The 16087-nt window shown below is 64.8% G+C and carries 14 protein-coding genes and 1 tRNA gene; 13 read left to right on the forward strand and 2 right to left on the reverse strand.

Translation table 11 applies throughout. The features are described 5' to 3' along the window. Nucleotides 1–6: 6 nt before the first annotated feature. Complete coding sequence (locus tag WJ16_RS07110; RefSeq protein WP_069256458.1) at nucleotides 7–564, reverse strand: ester cyclase; 558 nt, start codon at nucleotides 562–564, stop codon at nucleotides 7–9. Nucleotides 565–702: 138 nt separating this feature from the next. On the opposite strand from WJ16_RS07110, the gene WJ16_RS07115 reads away from it, so the two are divergent. The 13 genes from WJ16_RS07115 to WJ16_RS07175 all read left to right on the forward strand — a co-directional run bounded on the left by WJ16_RS07115 (nucleotide 703) and on the right by WJ16_RS07175 (nucleotide 13654). Further along, complete coding sequence (locus WJ16_RS07115) at nucleotides 703–1608, forward strand: LysR family transcriptional regulator (protein WP_069257985.1); 906 nt, start codon at nucleotides 703–705, stop codon at nucleotides 1606–1608. A gap of 125 nt (nucleotides 1609–1733) precedes the next feature. Next, nucleotides 1734–2630, forward strand: coding sequence for an alpha/beta fold hydrolase (locus WJ16_RS07120; protein ID WP_069256459.1), 897 nt, complete (start codon nucleotides 1734–1736; stop codon nucleotides 2628–2630). Between the two features lie 80 nt (nucleotides 2631–2710). Next, nucleotides 2711–3064: a RidA family protein gene (locus WJ16_RS07125; protein ID WP_027784253.1), complete on the forward strand. Its 354-nt coding sequence runs from the start codon at nucleotides 2711–2713 to the stop codon at nucleotides 3062–3064. Nucleotides 3065–3103: 39 nt separating this feature from the next. Further along, nucleotides 3104–5338 carry a RelA/SpoT family protein gene (locus WJ16_RS07130; protein ID WP_069256460.1) on the forward strand — a complete coding sequence of 745 codons (2235 nt, stop codon included), beginning with the start codon at nucleotides 3104–3106 and terminating at the stop codon, nucleotides 5336–5338. A gap of 86 nt (nucleotides 5339–5424) precedes the next feature. Next, nucleotides 5425–5501: transfer RNA gene (locus WJ16_RS07135), tRNA-Val, on the forward strand. A gap of 271 nt (nucleotides 5502–5772) precedes the next feature. Then, on the forward strand, nucleotides 5773–7680 hold the full coding sequence (thrS, locus tag WJ16_RS07140) for a threonine--tRNA ligase (protein ID WP_069256461.1): 1908 nt from the start codon (nucleotides 5773–5775) through the stop codon (nucleotides 7678–7680). Between the two features lie 49 nt (nucleotides 7681–7729). After that, nucleotides 7730–8254, forward strand: a complete 525-nt coding sequence (infC, locus tag WJ16_RS07145) for a translation initiation factor IF-3 (protein WP_071734130.1) — start codon at nucleotides 7730–7732, stop codon at nucleotides 8252–8254. 189 nt (nucleotides 8255–8443) lie between these two features. Further along, nucleotides 8444–8641, forward strand: coding sequence for a 50S ribosomal protein L35 (rpmI, locus tag WJ16_RS07150; RefSeq protein ID WP_004191477.1), 198 nt, complete (start codon nucleotides 8444–8446; stop codon nucleotides 8639–8641). Nucleotides 8642–8671: 30 nt separating this feature from the next. Further along, the gene (gene rplT, locus WJ16_RS07155) at nucleotides 8672–9031 is read left to right on the forward strand and encodes a 50S ribosomal protein L20 (RefSeq protein ID WP_004192938.1); all 360 of its coding nucleotides are present in this window, start codon (nucleotides 8672–8674) and stop codon (nucleotides 9029–9031) included. Between the two features lie 148 nt (nucleotides 9032–9179). After that, nucleotides 9180–10193, forward strand: coding sequence for a phenylalanine--tRNA ligase subunit alpha (gene pheS / locus WJ16_RS07160; protein WP_021162419.1), 1014 nt, complete (start codon nucleotides 9180–9182; stop codon nucleotides 10191–10193). 91 nt (nucleotides 10194–10284) lie between these two features. Next, a complete protein-coding gene (pheT, locus tag WJ16_RS07165) occupies nucleotides 10285–12714 on the forward strand; it encodes a phenylalanine--tRNA ligase subunit beta (protein WP_069256462.1) in 2430 nt (809 codons plus the stop codon). Between the two features lie 72 nt (nucleotides 12715–12786). Further along, on the forward strand, nucleotides 12787–13173 hold the full coding sequence (locus WJ16_RS07170; protein ID WP_069256463.1) for an integration host factor subunit alpha: 387 nt from the start codon (nucleotides 12787–12789) through the stop codon (nucleotides 13171–13173). 61 nt (nucleotides 13174–13234) lie between these two features. After that, the gene (locus WJ16_RS07175) at nucleotides 13235–13654 is read left to right on the forward strand and encodes a MerR family transcriptional regulator (RefSeq protein ID WP_069256464.1); all 420 of its coding nucleotides are present in this window, start codon (nucleotides 13235–13237) and stop codon (nucleotides 13652–13654) included. Nucleotides 13655–13734: 80 nt separating this feature from the next. Here the strand turns inward: WJ16_RS07175 and WJ16_RS07180 are convergent, their stop codons facing one another. Next, the gene (locus WJ16_RS07180; RefSeq protein ID WP_069257986.1) at nucleotides 13735–15948 is read right to left on the reverse strand and encodes a hypothetical protein; all 2214 of its coding nucleotides are present in this window, start codon (nucleotides 15946–15948) and stop codon (nucleotides 13735–13737) included. Nucleotides 15949–16087: the final 139 nt, after the last annotated feature.

Raw genomic sequence — 16087 nt, forward strand, 5'->3', positions numbered from 1 at the left:
CCTCCGTCAGCCGACGAGCCCAAGCTGGCGCATCAGCGTCAGGTTGTCCTCGATGTGCCAGTTTTCCGCGATCCGGCCGTGGTCGATCCGGTAGATGTCGGTCGCGATGAAGTCGATTGCCTGTCCGCGCCCGGCCGTTCCGTTGAAAGCGCCGGTGAAATGCCCGCGAAAATGCAGGTGCACGACGACACGATCGCCCGCGACGATCATCTGTTCGATCTCGCAGCGCAGGTCCGGGATCGCGCCGCGCATCGTGCCGGAGGCCGCGAGCGGCCCAGGTACCCCTTGTTCGCGGCCGGGCGGCAGTGTTCGGTCGATGAAGCCGGCGGCGAGCGCCGCGCGGGCGAGGGCGGGGTCGCCGGTATTCCAGAAGGTGCCGTAGCGGCGTGCGGCCAGAATTTGCGCCCGGGCCTGCGCCGCCGGCAAATCCGTCGCGACGGTCAGGCTGTGCGGCGCGACGAGATCGGCTGCGCGGGCGGCGGCGGGCCATAGCGCAACGACACAAGCGGCCGCCGCGCATGCGCGCGCGAGGGAGCGGGTGGCTGAACGAAGGCAGATCGACATGGTTTCGGAGGTCCTGTGAAGCGCGTCATGCGACGACGCGGAACAGGTATGGTAGGTTTCCATTTCGCATGCAAATACGGGCAAACGGCGAATGGATTATTCGAAAAAAAGAAAGGTTGGAATGAGGCGCGCTCCATGATGCTGATCGACGATTTCCCGGCGCTCGATACCTTCGCGAGGATCGTGTCGACCGGCAGTCTGTCGGCGGCGGCGCGCGAGCTCGACCTGTCGTTGTCGGTCGTCAGCAAGCGCCTCGCGCATCTCGAGTCGCGGCTCGGCGTGCGACTGCTGCACCGGACGACGCGGCAGCAAACGCTCACCGACGACGGTGCCCAGTTTCACGCACAGGTGCTGCGCATCCTGGCCGAGGTCGATCGTGCCGAAACGCTGATGCGCGATCGCCGCGGCACGGTCAGCGGCGTACTGCGCGTGACGGCGCCCGGCGAGCTCGGCCGCCTGCGGATCGCGCCGCTCGTGGCGGCATTTCAGCAACGCCATCCGCAATTGACCGTGCAGTTGATGCTGACCGATACGGTTGTCGATCTGCTCGCATCGGACATCGACGTCGCCGTGCGGATCGGCAATCTGGCCGATTCGACGATGATCGCGCGCGAACTGGCGCCGAATCATCGCGTGCTGTGTGCGTCGCCGGGCTATGTGGCCGCGCACGGGTTGCCTGCCCATCCGGCGGAGCTCCGCGCGCATCGATGCATCGTGATGGGTGACCAGCCGCGTGCCGAATGGCGGTTCGACGGCGCTCAGGGCGGCGTGGCGGTCGAGGTGACGGCCGCGCTGCTGACGAATGACGGCGGCGCGGCGCGGACGCTGGCGCTCGAGGGGGCGGGCATTGCATTGAAGTCGATCTGGGATGTTGGCGCGGATCTCGACGCCGGTCGGCTCGTGCGCGTGCTGCCGGCTTTCGAGGCGTGCGCAGCACCGCTGCATGCCGTTTATCCCGGCGGCCGTCACGTGCCGTTGCGGGTGCGGACATTCGTCGATTTCCTGCGCGAGCAGTTGCGGGACGCGTGGCGCCGCGACGATTGAACCCGTCCCGGGCGATGGGCCGGGCGGGTGGCGCCTCGTCGTTCCGAAGCGGTTTACAATCGTTTGCATCAGGCGCCGCAGGCATTGTCCCGCGCGTCCGCCCCCCGTTCGACAGGATGCCAACGATGCCAACGACTCCAGTGAATCCCCCGGTTCCCCGCCAGCGGCGCGTGCAGTGTGCGAGCGCGGCCGGCCTGCACCACGTCGCCTATACCGAATGGGGCGATCCCGCGAATCCGCGCGTGCTTGTCTGCGTGCACGGCCTGACCCGCTCCGGGCGCGATTTCGACAGGCTCGCCTCCGCGCTGTCCGATACATATCGCGTCGTCTGCCCCGACGTCGTCGGGCGCGGCCGGTCCGACTGGCTCGCCGATCCGCGGCTTTACGGGATTCCGCAATATGTGGCCGACATGGTGACGCTGATCGCGCGGCTCGACGTCGAATCGGTCGACTGGTTCGGCACGTCGATGGGCGGCCTCATCGGCATGGCACTCGCCGGGCTGCCCGGTTCGCCGCTGCGCCGGATGATCGTCAACGACGTCGGCCCGCGCATCGAACCCGATTCGCTCACGCGCATCGGCGAATACCTCGGCGTGCAGCCGCGCTTTGCGACCGAGCAGGAAGGCGTCGACTATCTGACGTCGCTGTCGCTGCCGTTCGGCGCGCTGAGCGGCGACGAATGGCGCGAGATCAACGGGCCGCTGCTGCGCGAACTGCCCGAAGGCGGCTGGACGATGCGCTACGATCCGCGCATCGCCGAACCGTTCAAGGCGACGACGCCCGAACTGGCCGCACTCGGCGAGGCTGCGCTGTGGCGCGCGTTCGAGGCGACGGATGCGTCGCTGCTCGTCGTGCGCGGCGAGCATTCCGACCTGCTGTCGCGAGATACGGCGGCCGAGATGGTGCGCCGCGGCCGGCACGTGTCGCAGGCCGAGATCCCCGGCACGGGCCACGCGCCGGCGTTCATCGCCGCCGACCAGATTGCGCTTGCGCGCCGGTATTTCATCGAAGGCGGCGCATAAACGCGTCATAATATGCGGTTCGGCGGCATGCGGGTCGCGTGTCGCCGATTCTTCACCCATTCAACCGACCGGAACCATCCATGGCAGTCATTCGTCACCACGTCGGAGCCCGTCTCTCCGAAACCGCGATCCACAACGGTACCGTGTATCTGGCCGGCCAGATCGCCGAAGACACCACCCAGGACATCAGGGGCCAGACGCGCGAAGTGCTCGGCCACATCGACCGCCTGCTCGCCGAAGCGAACAGCGACAAGGCGCATCTGCTGTCGGTGCAGATCTACATTTCCGATCTCGCGAACTTCGAAGGCATGAACGCGGAGTGGGACGCATGGGTCGCGCAGGGCAACACGCCGCCGCGCGCAACCGTCGAGGCGAAGCTCGCGGATCCGGCGCTGCTCGTCGAGATCGTCGTCGTCGCCGCGCAACGGAGCTGAGCGAAGCGTCACGATGACCGCATTACGCCAGACCGTGCGATGACCGAGTCCGTTTCCGCTTCCTCCGTCGCGGCGCCATCGTTCGACGACGTGCTCGCGTTCGTGCGCGAGCGGGCCGGCGACGTGCGCCTGTCGTCGGGCGAACTGCTGGCCGATCACTCGGCGGGCACGGCGTCGATCATGCGCACGCTGAACGTCGATCCGCCCGCGATGCAGGCGGCCGCGCTGTTCGTGCTGACGCCGCACCTGAACGACCCCGAGCGCGAACTCGCCGAACGCTTCGGCGAAGAGGTGGCGCGTCTCGTGGCCGACGTGCGCAAGCTGTTGCGGCTCGGCACCGTCAGCCTGCGCGCGGCGCACAACGCGGTGCCCGACGTCGGGCGCGACGCGGCCGAAGAGCGGCGTACGCAGATCGAGGCGCTGCGCAAGATGCTGCTTGCGTTCGCGCAGGACATCCGCGTGGTGCTGATCCGGCTCGCGTCGCGCCTGCAGTCGCTGCGCTACTATGCGGCCGCGAAGATCGACCCGCCGCCCGACGTCGCGCGCGAGACGCTCGAGATCTACGCGCCGCTCGCGAACCGTCTCGGCATCTGGCAACTGAAGTGGGAGCTCGAGGATCTCGCGTTCCGCTTCGAGGATCCCGTCACCTACAAACGGATCGCGAAGCTGCTCGACGAGAAACGCATCGAGCGCGAAGCGTACGTCAAGCAGGCGATCGACCGGTTGCAGCAGGAGCTGGCGGACGCGCACATCCAGGCTGACGTGAGCGGCCGGCCGAAGCACATCTACAGCATCTGGCGCAAGATGCGCGGCAAGGAGCTCGACTTCTCCGAGCTGTACGACGTGCGCGCGTTTCGCGTGATCGTGCCGGACATCAAGGATTGCTACACGGTGCTCGGTATCGTGCATCACCTGTGGCAGCCGGTGCCGAAGGAATTCGACGACTACATCTCGCGGCCGAAGCCGAACGGCTACAAGTCGCTGCACACGGTCGTGATCGGCGACGACGGCCGCGCGTTCGAAGTGCAGATCCGCACGCAGGAGATGCACCGTTTCGCCGAGTACGGCGTCGCCGCGCACTGGCGCTACAAGGAGGCCGGTGCGCGCGGCTACGGCGGCCAGTTTTCGGCGAGCGACAAGTACGACGAGAAGATCGCGTGGCTGCGCCAGCTGCTCGCGTGGAAGGACGACGTCGAGGACGGCGCGGAAAAGTCGGGCGACAAGGCGTGGGCACAACTGCGCGAAACGTCGCTCGACGACGACCACATCTACGTGCTGACGCCGCAGGCGCGCGTGATCGCGCTGCCGCAGGGCGCGACGCCGGTCGATTTCGCGTACCACCTGCACAGCGAACTCGGCCATCGCTGCCGGGGCGCACGCGTCGACGGCGCGATGGTGCCGCTCAACACACCGCTTTCGAATGGCCAGACGGTCGAGATCATCGCGGTGAAGGAGGGCGGGCCGTCGCGCGACTGGCTGAACCTGCAGTTGGGCTACATGAAGAGCCCGCGCGCGCGTCAGAAGGTGCGTGCGTGGTTCAACTCGATCGAGCAGGAAGAAAATGTCGCGCATGGCCGCGCACTCGTCGAAAAGACGCTGCAACGCGAGGGCAAGACGTCGGTCAACCTCGACAACCTCGCCGCGAAGCTCGGCTTCAAGTCGCCCGAGGAGCTGTTCTCGGTCGTCGGCAAGGAAGAGTTCAGCCTGCGCAACGTCGAGCACGCGCTGTCCGATGCGCCGCCGCCCGAACCGGCGCCCGAAGCGCCTGCCGATTTCGAGAAGCGCGGCAGCGGCGCAAGCGTCGCGCACGGCGCGTCGACCGGTGTGCTGGTCGTGGGCGTCGACGCGCTGCTGACCCAGCTCGCGCGCTGCTGCCGTCCGGCGCCGCCCGACCCGATCAGCGGCTTCGTCACGCGCGGCAAGGGGATGTCGATCCACCGCACCGATTGCCCGACGTTTCGCCGGATGGTCGAGCGCGCGCCGGAGCGCGTGCTCCAGACGACCTGGTCGGCCGACGTGCTCGGCGGCCGCGGGGCGTCCGTCTATCCGGTCGACCTGATGATCGAGGCGAGCGACCGGCAAGGGTTGCTGCGCGACATCTCCGAAGTGTTCGCGCGCGAGAAGATGAACGTGGTGGGCGTGAAGACGCAGAGCCGCCGCAACGCGGCATTCATGCAGTTCACGGTCGAGGTGTCGAACTCGGCGCAGGTGCAGCGCGCATGCACGCTGCTCGGCGAGGTGCAGGGCGTCGTGCGGGCGGGGCGGAAGGCCTGATGTGGGGTTGGAACACCGTTATTTTGCTGCAACTGCATAAAACTCTTGCCAAACGGGTAGCGGCTCCATATAATCTTAGCTTCACTAGGCTCGTAGCTCAGCTGGTTAGAGCACCACCTTGACATGGTGGGGGTCGTTGGTTCGAGTCCAATCGAGCCTACCAACGAATTGAGAATGTCCGGTCTCCGGGCGTTCGATGCAGTAAATAATTCAACGCGAACAAGGCGAATACGGTTATGACACCGCGAACGTTGACCGAAACCTTTTCGGAGCGACGCTAGTCGAGGAACCCTTTCGCCCTTTCAGTTTGAGTGAAGTATCGAATGCGGCCCCTCGAAAGCGGGGCCGCATTTTTTTTGTCGCGAAATTTTCCCGCGTGATTTTTTGATCGCGTACCTGGTCTGCCGCCCACTGTCGGCATCACGGAGATTGCTATGGTTTCGATACGCTTGCCTGACGGCTCAGTTCGACAATACGAGCATCCGGTGACAGTTGCCGAGGTTGCAGCCTCGATCGGTCCCGGTCTTGCGAAAGCTGCGCTTGGCGGCAAGCTCGACGGCGAGCTCGTCGATACGTCGACTGTGATCGACCGCGACGCGTCGCTTGCGATCGTGACCGACAAGGACACCGACGGCCTCGACATCATCCGTCACTCGACCGCGCACTTGCTTGCGTACGCGGTGAAGGAGCTGTATCCGGACGCGCAGGTGACGATCGGCCCGGTGATCGACAACGGCTTCTATTACGACTTCTCGTATAACCGGCCGTTCACGCCCGAAGATCTGGAGAAGATCGAAAAGCGCATGCAGGAGCTCGTGAAGAAGGACGAGCCGGTGACGCGTCGTGTCGTGTCGCGCGACGAAGCGGCGGGCTACTTCCGCAGCATCGGCGAGAAGTACAAGGCCGAGATCATCGAATCGATTCCGCAAAGCGACGAAATCAAGCTGTATTCGCACGGCGGCTTCACCGATCTGTGCCGCGGCCCGCACGTGCCGTCCACCGGCAAGCTGAAGGTCTTCAAGCTGATGAAGGTCGCGGGCGCGTACTGGCGCGGCGATTCGAAGAACGAGCAGCTGCAGCGCATCTACGGCACGGCCTGGACCAGGAAGGAAGACCAGGACCAGTACCTGCACATGCTCGAGGAAGCGGAAAAGCGCGATCACCGCAAGCTCGGCAAGCAGCTCGACCTGTTCCACATGCAGGAAGAGTCGCCGGGCATGGTGTTCTGGCATCCGAAGGGCTGGGCGCTGTGGCAGCAGGTCGAGCAGTACATGCGCCGCCGCGTGAACGAAGCCGGCTACCTCGAGATCAAGACGCCGATGATCATGGACCGCTCGCTGTGGGAAGCGTCGGGCCACTGGCAGAACTACCGCGAGAACATGTTCACGACGGAGTCGGAGAAGCGCGACTACGCGATCAAGCCGATGAACTGCCCGGGCCACGTCCAGGTGTTCAAGCACGGGCTGCGTTCGTACCGCGATCTGCCGCTGCGTTACGCGGAATTCGGCTCGTGCCACCGCAACGAGGCGTCGGGCGCGCTGCACGGCCTGATGCGCGTGCGCGGCTTCGTGCAGGACGATGCGCACATCTTCTGTACGGAAGAGCAGTTCATCTCGGAATCGATCGCGTTCAACACGCTGGCCATGAGCGTGTACAAGGACTTCGGCTTCGAGCACATCGACATCAAGCTGTCGCTGCGCCCGGATCAGCGCGCGGGTACGGACGAGACGTGGGATCGTGCCGAGCAGGGCCTGCGCGACGCGTTGACGGCCTGCGGCCTCACCTGGGAGGAATTGCCGGGTGAGGGCGCGTTCTACGGCCCGAAGATCGAGTACCACATCAAGGACGCACTCGGCCGCTCGTGGCAGTGCGGCACGCTGCAGCTCGACATGGTGCTGCCGGAGCGCCTCGGCGCCGAGTACGTGGCGGAGGACAACAGCCGCCGCCGGCCGGTGATGCTGCACCGTGCAATCGTCGGTTCGATGGAGCGTTTCCTCGGCATTTTGATCGAGCACCACGCCGGTGCGATGCCGGCCTGGCTCGCGCCGTTCCAGGCAGTTGTGCTCAATATCGCCGAAAGTCAGGCCGAATATGCGCAATCTCTGGCCCAAACGTTGCAAAAACAAGGGGTTAGAGTGACGGCCGATTTGCGCAACGAGAAGATTAGCTATAAAATACGCGAGCACACGCTGGAAAAGGTGCCTTATCTCCTCGTCGTGGGCGATAAGGAGCGTGATGCGCAAACGGTAGCCGTGCGTGCCCGTGGCGGCGTCGATCTTGGCGTGATGCCGGTCGAAGCCTTCGTTGAGCGTCTGCAGGAAGACCTGCGCTCGTTCAAGTAACCGCCCTGGCAGCGCGGCTCGTTTTTTTAATTTTTAGAGGAAACGTAACATCGCTACTGATAAGTCGTCGCACCGCATCAACGGTGAAATCACTGCGCCGGAAGTGCGCCTGGTCGGGATCGAGAACGAACCGCTCGGTATCGTAAAACTCGCTGATGCTTTCCGTAAATCGGAAGAACTGGATGTTGACCTGGTGGAAATCGCGCCGCAAGCGGTGCCGCCGGTTTGCCGTCTGATGGATTACGGCAAGTTCAAGTACCAGGAATCGAAGAAGCAGCACGAAGCGAAGCTGAAGCAGAAGGTCATCCAGGTCAAGGAAGTCAAGTTCCGCCCGGGTACCGATGACGGTGATTACAACGTCAAGCTGCGCAACCTCGTCCGCTTCCTCGAAGAAGGCGACAAGACGAAGATCACGTTGCGTTTCCGTGGCCGCGAAATGGCTCACCAGGAAATCGGTATGCGGATGCTCGAGCGTCTGCGCACGGATCTCGAGGAAGTCGGCCAGGTCGAGCAGATGCCGAAGATGGAAGGGCGCCAGATGATCATGGTGCTCTCGCCGAAGAAAAAGAAGTAACGGGCCCGCGCGCTTGGCGCGCAGGTTCGCAGTGGTTCGGCGCGTTGCCCGGTCAGGGCGGCGCGCCAACAATGACGGCGGCTGCGCAAGCGGCCCGCCGTACACAAGTGGACTGGGTTTCGAAGGGCGGGTCAAGGGCGCAAGCCAACCGCACACCCATCGCCATCTAATAAACTGGAGTTGTTCGTCATGCCTAAGATGAAGACCAAGAAGAGCGCTGCAAAGCGCTTCGTGGTGCGTCCGGGCGGTACCGTCAAGCGCGGTCAAGCCTTCAAGCGCCACATCCTGACCAAGAAAACCACGAAGAACAAGCGCCATCTGCGCGGCGCCACGGCAGTTCATGATTCCGATCTGAACTCCGTCCGCGCGATGCTCCCGTTCGCGTAACCCCTCAACTGATACTCCAAGGAGAGAAACATGCCTCGAGTCAAACGTGGGGTAACCGCACGGGCCCGCCACAAGAAGATCATCAACCTGGCCAAGGGTTATCGCGGCCGCCGCAATAACGTCTACCGCATCGCCAAGCAGGCGGTGATGCGCGCTGGTCAGTACGCGTACCGCGATCGCCGCAACAAGAAGCGTGTGTTCCGCGCACTGTGGATCACGCGTATCAACGCGGCAGTTCGCCAGCACGACATGACCTACAGCGTGTTCATCAACGGCCTGAAGAAGGCGTCGATCGAACTCGACCGTAAGGTGCTGGCCGACATGGCGGTGTTCGACAAGGCTGCTTTTGCTGCGATCGTCAAGCAGGTGAAAGCCGCCGTTGCAGCCTAATTGCGAAATTAGCACTGCGTGGTTAGTTGCAGCGATGTTCCGGTAATCTCGGCCGCTGCAGCGAAAACGGGGCTCTTCCGAGCCCCTTTTTTGTTTGGTGTGCGATTTCGCTCGCCAAGACCGAATGACGTTGGAAATGATGGGATCTATGGATCTGGACCAGATTGTCGCCGACGCGCAGCAGTCCTTCGAACAGGCTGCCGACATCACCACGCTCGAAAACGAGAAAGCACGATTTCTCGGCAAGTCGGGTGCGCTGACCGAGTTGCTGAAGGGCCTCGGCAAGCTCGATCCCGAAGCACGCAAGACCGAAGGTGCACGCATCAACGTCGCGAAACAGCAGGTTGAAGCCGCGCTGACCGCACGCCGTCAGGCACTGGCCGACGCGCTGCTGAACCAGCGCCTCGCCGCAGAATCGATCGACGTGACGTTGCCGGGCCGCGGCGCCGGTGCAGGCAGCCTGCACCCCGTGATGCGCACGTGGGAGCGTGTCGAACAGATTTTCGGCTCGATCGGTTTCGATGTGGCCGACGGCCCCGAAATCGAGACCGACTGGTACAACTTCACGTCGCTGAACAGCCCGGAGAACCATCCGGCGCGTTCGATGCAGGACACCTTCTACGTGGAAGGCAAGGATGCCGACGGCCGCCAGCTGCTGCTGCGCACGCACACGAGCCCGATGCAGGTGCGTTACGCGCGCATGAACCGTCCGCCGATCAAGGTGATCGCGCCGGGCCGCACGTATCGCGTCGACAGCGATGCGACCCACTCGCCGATGTTCAATCAGGTCGAGGGGCTGTGGATCGACGAAAACATCAGCTTCGCCGATCTCAAGGGCGTCTATACCGACTTCCTGAAAAAATTCTTCGAGCGCGACGACATCCTCGTGCGCTTCCGTCCGTCGTACTTCCCGTTCACGGAACCGTCGGCCGAGATCGACATGATGTTCGAGCAAGGCAAGAACGCCGGCAAGTGGCTCGAGATCTCCGGCTCGGGGCAGGTGCATCCGACCGTGATTCGCAACATGGGCCTCGATCCCGAGCGCTACATCGGCTTCGCGTTCGGCAGCGGCCTCGAGCGCCTGACGATGCTGCGCTACGGCGTCCAGGATCTCCGGCTGTTCTTCGAGAACGACCTGCGTTTCCTGCGCCAGTTCGCGTAACGCCGCGCGCCGACCTGTGCCCGCGCATGCCCCGACGAACGATCCGACGGGGCCCGGGCGTCGATCTAACCTGTTTCGAACGTAGACATCCATGCAATTCCCTGAATCCTGGTTGAGAACCTTTGTCGACCCGCAGCTGACGACGGACGAACTGTCGCACGCGCTGACGATGGCGGGGCTCGAAGTCGAATCGCTGAGCAAGGCTGCGCCGCCGACGTCGAAGATCGTCGTCGGCCGCGTGCTCGAAGTCGTCAAGCATCCGGATGCGGACAAGCTCAATGTCTGTCAGGTCGACGCCGGCACCGGCACGACGCTGAACATCGTCTGCGGCGCGCCGAACGTGGCGCCCGGCATCAAGGTGCCGGTCGCGCTGGTCGGCGCGGAACTCCCGCCGGCGGAAGAGGGCGGCAAGCCGTTCGCGATCAAGCTGTCGAAGCTGCGCGGCGTGGAGAGCCAGGGGATGCTGTGCTCGGCGCGCGAGCTGAAGCTGTCGGACGATCACAGCGGCCTGCTGATCCTGCCGGAAGACACGCCGATCGGCCAGGACATCCGCGACACGCTCAATCTCGACGACACGATCTTCGAAATCAAGCTGACGCCGAACAAGGCCGACTGCCTGTCCGTGTTCGGCATCGCACGCGAGACGGCCGCGATCACCGGTGCGTCGTTGACGCCGGTCGACATCCGGCCGGTGCGCGTCGAACTCGACGAAACGCTGCCGGTGCGCATCGCCGCGCCCGATCTGTGCGGCCGCTTCTCGGGTCGCGTGATCCGCGGCGTGAACGCGCATGCAAAGACGCCGCAGTGGATGGTCGAGCGCCTCGAGCGTTCGGGCCAGCGCAGCGTGTCGGCGCTCGTCGACATCTCGAACTACGTGATGTTCGAGCTCGGCCGCCCGTCGCACGTGTTCGATCTGGACAAGATCCACGGCGGCATCGAGGTGCGCTGGGGCAAGCGCGGCGAAACGCTGAAGCTGCTCAACGGCAACACGGTCGAACTCGACGAAACGGTCGGCGTGATTGCGGACGATCGTCAGGTGGAAAGCCTGGCCGGCATCATGGGCGGCGACAGCACGGCCGTCACGCTCGATACGACCAACATCTACCTGGAAGCCGCGTTCTGGTGGCCGGACAGCATCCGCGGCCGCGCGCGCAAGTACAACTTCTCGACCGACGCGGCCCATCGCTTCGAGCGCGGCGTCGACTACGCGACGACCGTCGAGCACGTCGAGCGCATCACGCAACTGATTCTCGAGATCTGCGGCGGCAAGGCCGGCCCGGTCGACGATCAGGCCGTGAACCTGCCGCGGCGCGCGCCGGTGAAGATGCGTGTGTCGCGCGCGAACCGCATCATCGGCGTGCAGATCGGCGCCGACGAGATCGCCAGCATCTTCACGCGCCTCGGCCTGCCGTTCGAGCGTGAAGACGACGCATTCCTCGTCACGCCGCCGTCGCATCGCTTCGACATCGAGATCGAGGAAGATCTGATCGAGGAAGTGGCGCGCATCTACGGGTTCGAGAAGATCCCGGCGCGTCCGCCGGTCGCGACGAGCGAAATGCGCGCGACCCACGAGACGCGGCGCTCGATCCACGACATCCGTCACGCGCTCGCCGCGCGCGACTATGCGGAAACCGTCAACTTCAGCTTCGTCGATGCGGAGTGGGAACAGGATTTCGCGGGCAACGACCAGCCGATCCGCCTGCTGAATCCGATCGCGAGCCAGCTGTCGGTGATGCGCACGACGCTGTTCGGCAGCCTGATTTCGGTGCTGCGCCACAACCTGAACCGTCGCGCCGATCGCGTGCGCGTGTTCGAGGCCGGTCGTGTGTTCCTCGCCGATGCATCGGCGAAGGCCGGCGAGCTGACGGTCGAAGGCTACGTGCAGCCGAAGCGTGTCGGTGCGCTCGCCTATGGTCCGGCGCTCGACGAGCAGTGGGGTGTGGCGACCCGTGCGGTCGATTTCTTCGACGTGAAGGGCGATCTCGAAGCGCTGCTCGCGCCTGCCGCCGCACGCTTCGTGAAGGCGGAGCATCCGGCCCTTCATCCGGGCCGCAGCGCACGCATCGAAGTCGATGGCCGTACGGTCGGCTGGATCGGCGAGCTGCACCCGCGCCTGATGCAGAAGTACGAGCTGCCGCAGGCGCCGGTGATGTTCGAAGTCGACGCGGACGCGCTGATCGCGCGTGCGCTGCCGGCGCCGACCGACGTGTCGAAATTCCCGCCGGTCCGTCGCGATATCGCCGTTGTCGTCGATCAGGCGGTCGAGGTTCAGGCACTTTTCGACGAAATGAAGAAGGCGCTTGCCGAAGAGGCCTGCCGATTCGTTCAGAAGGTTGTACTCTTCGATGAATTTCGTGCAAAATCAAATACTTCCGGTGGTCTTGCCGCGCACGAGAAGAGCCTTGCCTTCCGCGTGACGCTGCAGGACGCGGCTGGCACGCTGCAGGACGAGGTCGTCGATCAGGCGATCCAGACGCTGGTCGGACGGATGGCTCGTGCCGGTGCGCGTCTGCGCGGCTAAGGAGAGGGTCCGCCCGTTCGCGGGCGGCTTTTTCCCATCGAAAGTTTTGATTCAACGCGCTGTATGGCAGATATGAACGACATGACCTCGAGTGAATTCGAAGCCCTCCTGACGGCGCAACGCAGCGCCATGAACCGCGACGCTTCGGCGCCGGCGTCCACCGAGGCGCCCACGCTGACGAAGGCGGAACTGGCGGAGCTGCTGTTCGACAGCGTCGGGCTGAACAAGCGTGAAGCGAAGGACATGGTCGAGGCGTTTTTCGAAGTGATCCGCGACGCGCTCGAAAACGGCGAAAGCGTCAAGCTGTCGGGGTTCGGCAATTTCCAGTTGCGCGACAAGCCGCAGCGTCCGGGCCGCAATCCGAAGACGGGCGAGGCGATTCCGATCGCGGCCCGCCGGGTGGTAACCTTCCACGCGAGCCAGAAGCTGAAGGCGCTGGTCGAAAACGGCGCGGAGTAAGCCCCGCGCGCTGACGCCCCCGCGCGGCCGCCGCGCACCCTTTACCGACGGTTAACCGACGATGACCACCACGGTTGAGAAAGTCGTTTTGCCTCCGATTCCCGCGAAGCGCTACTTCACGATCGGTGAAGTCAGCGAGCTGTGCGGGGTCAAGCCGCATGTGCTGCGTTATTGGGAACAGGAATTTACTCAACTGCGGCCGGTGAAGCGGCGCGGCAATCGTCGGTACTACCAGCACCACGAAGTGCTGCTGATCCGGCGGATTCGCGAGTTGTTGTACGAGCAGGGGTTCACGATCAACGGCGCGCGCAACCGGCTGGATTCACCGGGTGGCGAGCGCGGTGCGGCGGCGCACGCACTCGTCGAGCATGAGGCGCAGGCCGCCGATGCACGCGCGCCGGGCAAGTCGGGCGCTGCCGTCGACGTCACGGCGTTGCGGCAGGCGCTGCTCGACGTGATCGACGGACTGAAGCGCGACTGAGCGCGACGCGCGAAGGATGAAATGAAAGCCCGGTTGGCGATCCGCCACCGGGCTTTTTTCATGCCTGTCACGCATGCGCGTCAACGCGACGCGAGCGGATTCTTTTGCCCCATGTCGACGACCAGCGTGCCGTCCGGCAGCATCCGCACCGAACCTTGCGCGACCTGGCTGCGGTAGCCGTACAGGTCGAAACGCATCGGGCCGGCCTCGGCCGAATTCTGGATCAACGCACGCACGTTCAGTTCGAGTACGTTGAACATCTTCATGTCGCCGCCTTCCATCCACATGTAGCTCGGCGCATTGATCTGCGGCCGTTGCGGCGCGGGCGTACCGGCCTGACGCCTGAACGTGAGACGCAGCCCGTCGCGTTCGACCGTTGCCTGCCCGAGCTTGCCGTTCAGCACGGGCGGCGGGAACACCGTGTACTGGTCGAGCACGAGCGTATCGCCGCGCAATTCCGCGCCGCGACGCTGCAACGGCGTCAGCGACGCGAGTTCGATGCCGAGCGAACGCAGCAGCTTCGCCTGCGGAATCCCGAGCACCGACACCTGGGACGGTTTGAACGCGAGGTGGCGGTCGTCGAGCACCGACAGCGTGCCCTTCATGTCGGTCGGCAGCCAGACGCCCGGCGGCACGTGGTTCCACAGCTTGATGCCGCCCTGGACGCGCAGGTTCGTGCCGTCCGCGCTCAGTTGCAAGTCGTTGAGCGAACGCGGCGAGTAATCGAGCAGATAGTTGTTGAAGAGCGCGGACATCGCTTTCCACGACTCGACGACCGTGCCGCCGAGTATGCGGATGTCGTACTGGTTCGGGTCGTCGAGGTCGACGGGTTCGCCGGGCCGCTTCGATACGAGCTCCACGTCGAGATCCTCGACGTGAAAGCCGATATCCCCGGACAGGTTGAAGTCGACGTTGCGCAGATGGATCGTCGGGTTCCGGTTCGACACATGCCGTTCGTTGAACGGTGTAGCCGACGTGCGCCGGATCGCGACCTTCTGCATGCCGGGGTGAGCGGCATTCGCCGCGAGCGCGGCGGCTTCCCAGTGCTGGCGCATGTCGTGCAGCGCGTTCTGCTGCGCGGCAAGGAAGCTGTCGTTCAGGCGCGCGGTTGCGTTGCCGAGCGGCGTGCCGCCGGCGGGGCCCGCGTACGAAGGCATCCGGATCGCCATCGCGCCGCTTTCGTCGAAATTGAAGTAGCCGGCCGATACCTGGTCGCGATAGTGATACAGGTCGAACACGAAAGTCTGGTCGCGCTTCGCGGGATCGACCGGGCCGATCAGGATGTCCGCGTTCATCGGCATCGAGCGCATGAACTTCACGTCGCCGCCGCGAATGTACATGGCCTGCTGCGGCGCATTCGCGGGCATCGCGAAGCCGGCATGCGTACCGTCGTCGAGCGTCAGGTCGAGGCCGCCCGGGCTCACGTGCAGCGCGGTGATCGTGAGTTTCAGGCGCGGCGGCGGCATCAGCTTGTCGACCGACATCACGAGATCGTCGCCGACGAGTTGCGCGATCGGCGTCTGGACTTTCAGCAGGTCGGCCATTTTCACGTTGGCCGCGCGCATCACCGGCTGCGCGTTGATGCCCGATACGCGCACGCCGGTCGGATGGAATACCAGTTGGCTGCCGTCGCGGATCGTGAGCGTGCCGGTCAGCGAGAACGGCACCCAGCCGTCGCGCTGCATCTCGCCTTGCAGGTGAATCACGCCGTCGCCGGCCGACACGGCGAGCTTGCGCAGCGGCGCGTTGCGGTAGCCGAAGATGTAGGTATCGAAGAGGGCGGTCAGCTTCGCATTGTCGAGCGTGACCGTGCCTTCGTGCACGTCGATCTCGAAACTCGTCGGGTCGTCGAACACGATCGGCGCGCCGGCCTGCGTCGGCACGAGCGTGGCCGACAGCTGATGGATGAAGAAGCCGAGGTTGTTGACGATGCGGAAATCGACGTCGCGCAGGAACGTCATCGCGCCGTTCTGGCCGGAGTCGCGCAGCGTGAACGGGCGCGGTTGCGTGAGGCTGATCGATGCGAGCGACGGCACGGTGCGGGCGAACTGCTGCTCGCGGGCGAGGCGTTCGGCCTTGGTGCGTTCGATCTTCGTCGACGCGATCGACGTGTTGCCGTCGCGCTGCGCGGACGATTCCGCGCAACCGGCACACAGCAGCGCGAGCGCCAGCGCGCTGCAGCCGAACACGCGGGATGTCCGGCGCGAGAGGGGGCGGCCCGCGCGTGGCAGGCCGAAAATCCAGTAGAAAATTGCCAAAGGCGAGCGATGGCCGCGCCGGACCGCATTCCGCATCGTCTGTCTCCATGTCTTGTCGTGATCGACGGCGGCGCGCGCCACTGCACGGCGCGAGCGTCGATGCCGTGCAGTGTGGCATAGCGCGCTAGAGCGGCGTTACCAAACAACGGGCGCCCGGGCGGGGCGGCCCGACGTG

This window comes from Burkholderia metallica (assembly GCF_001718555.1).
Classification (GTDB): Bacteria; Pseudomonadota; Gammaproteobacteria; order Burkholderiales; family Burkholderiaceae; genus Burkholderia; species Burkholderia metallica.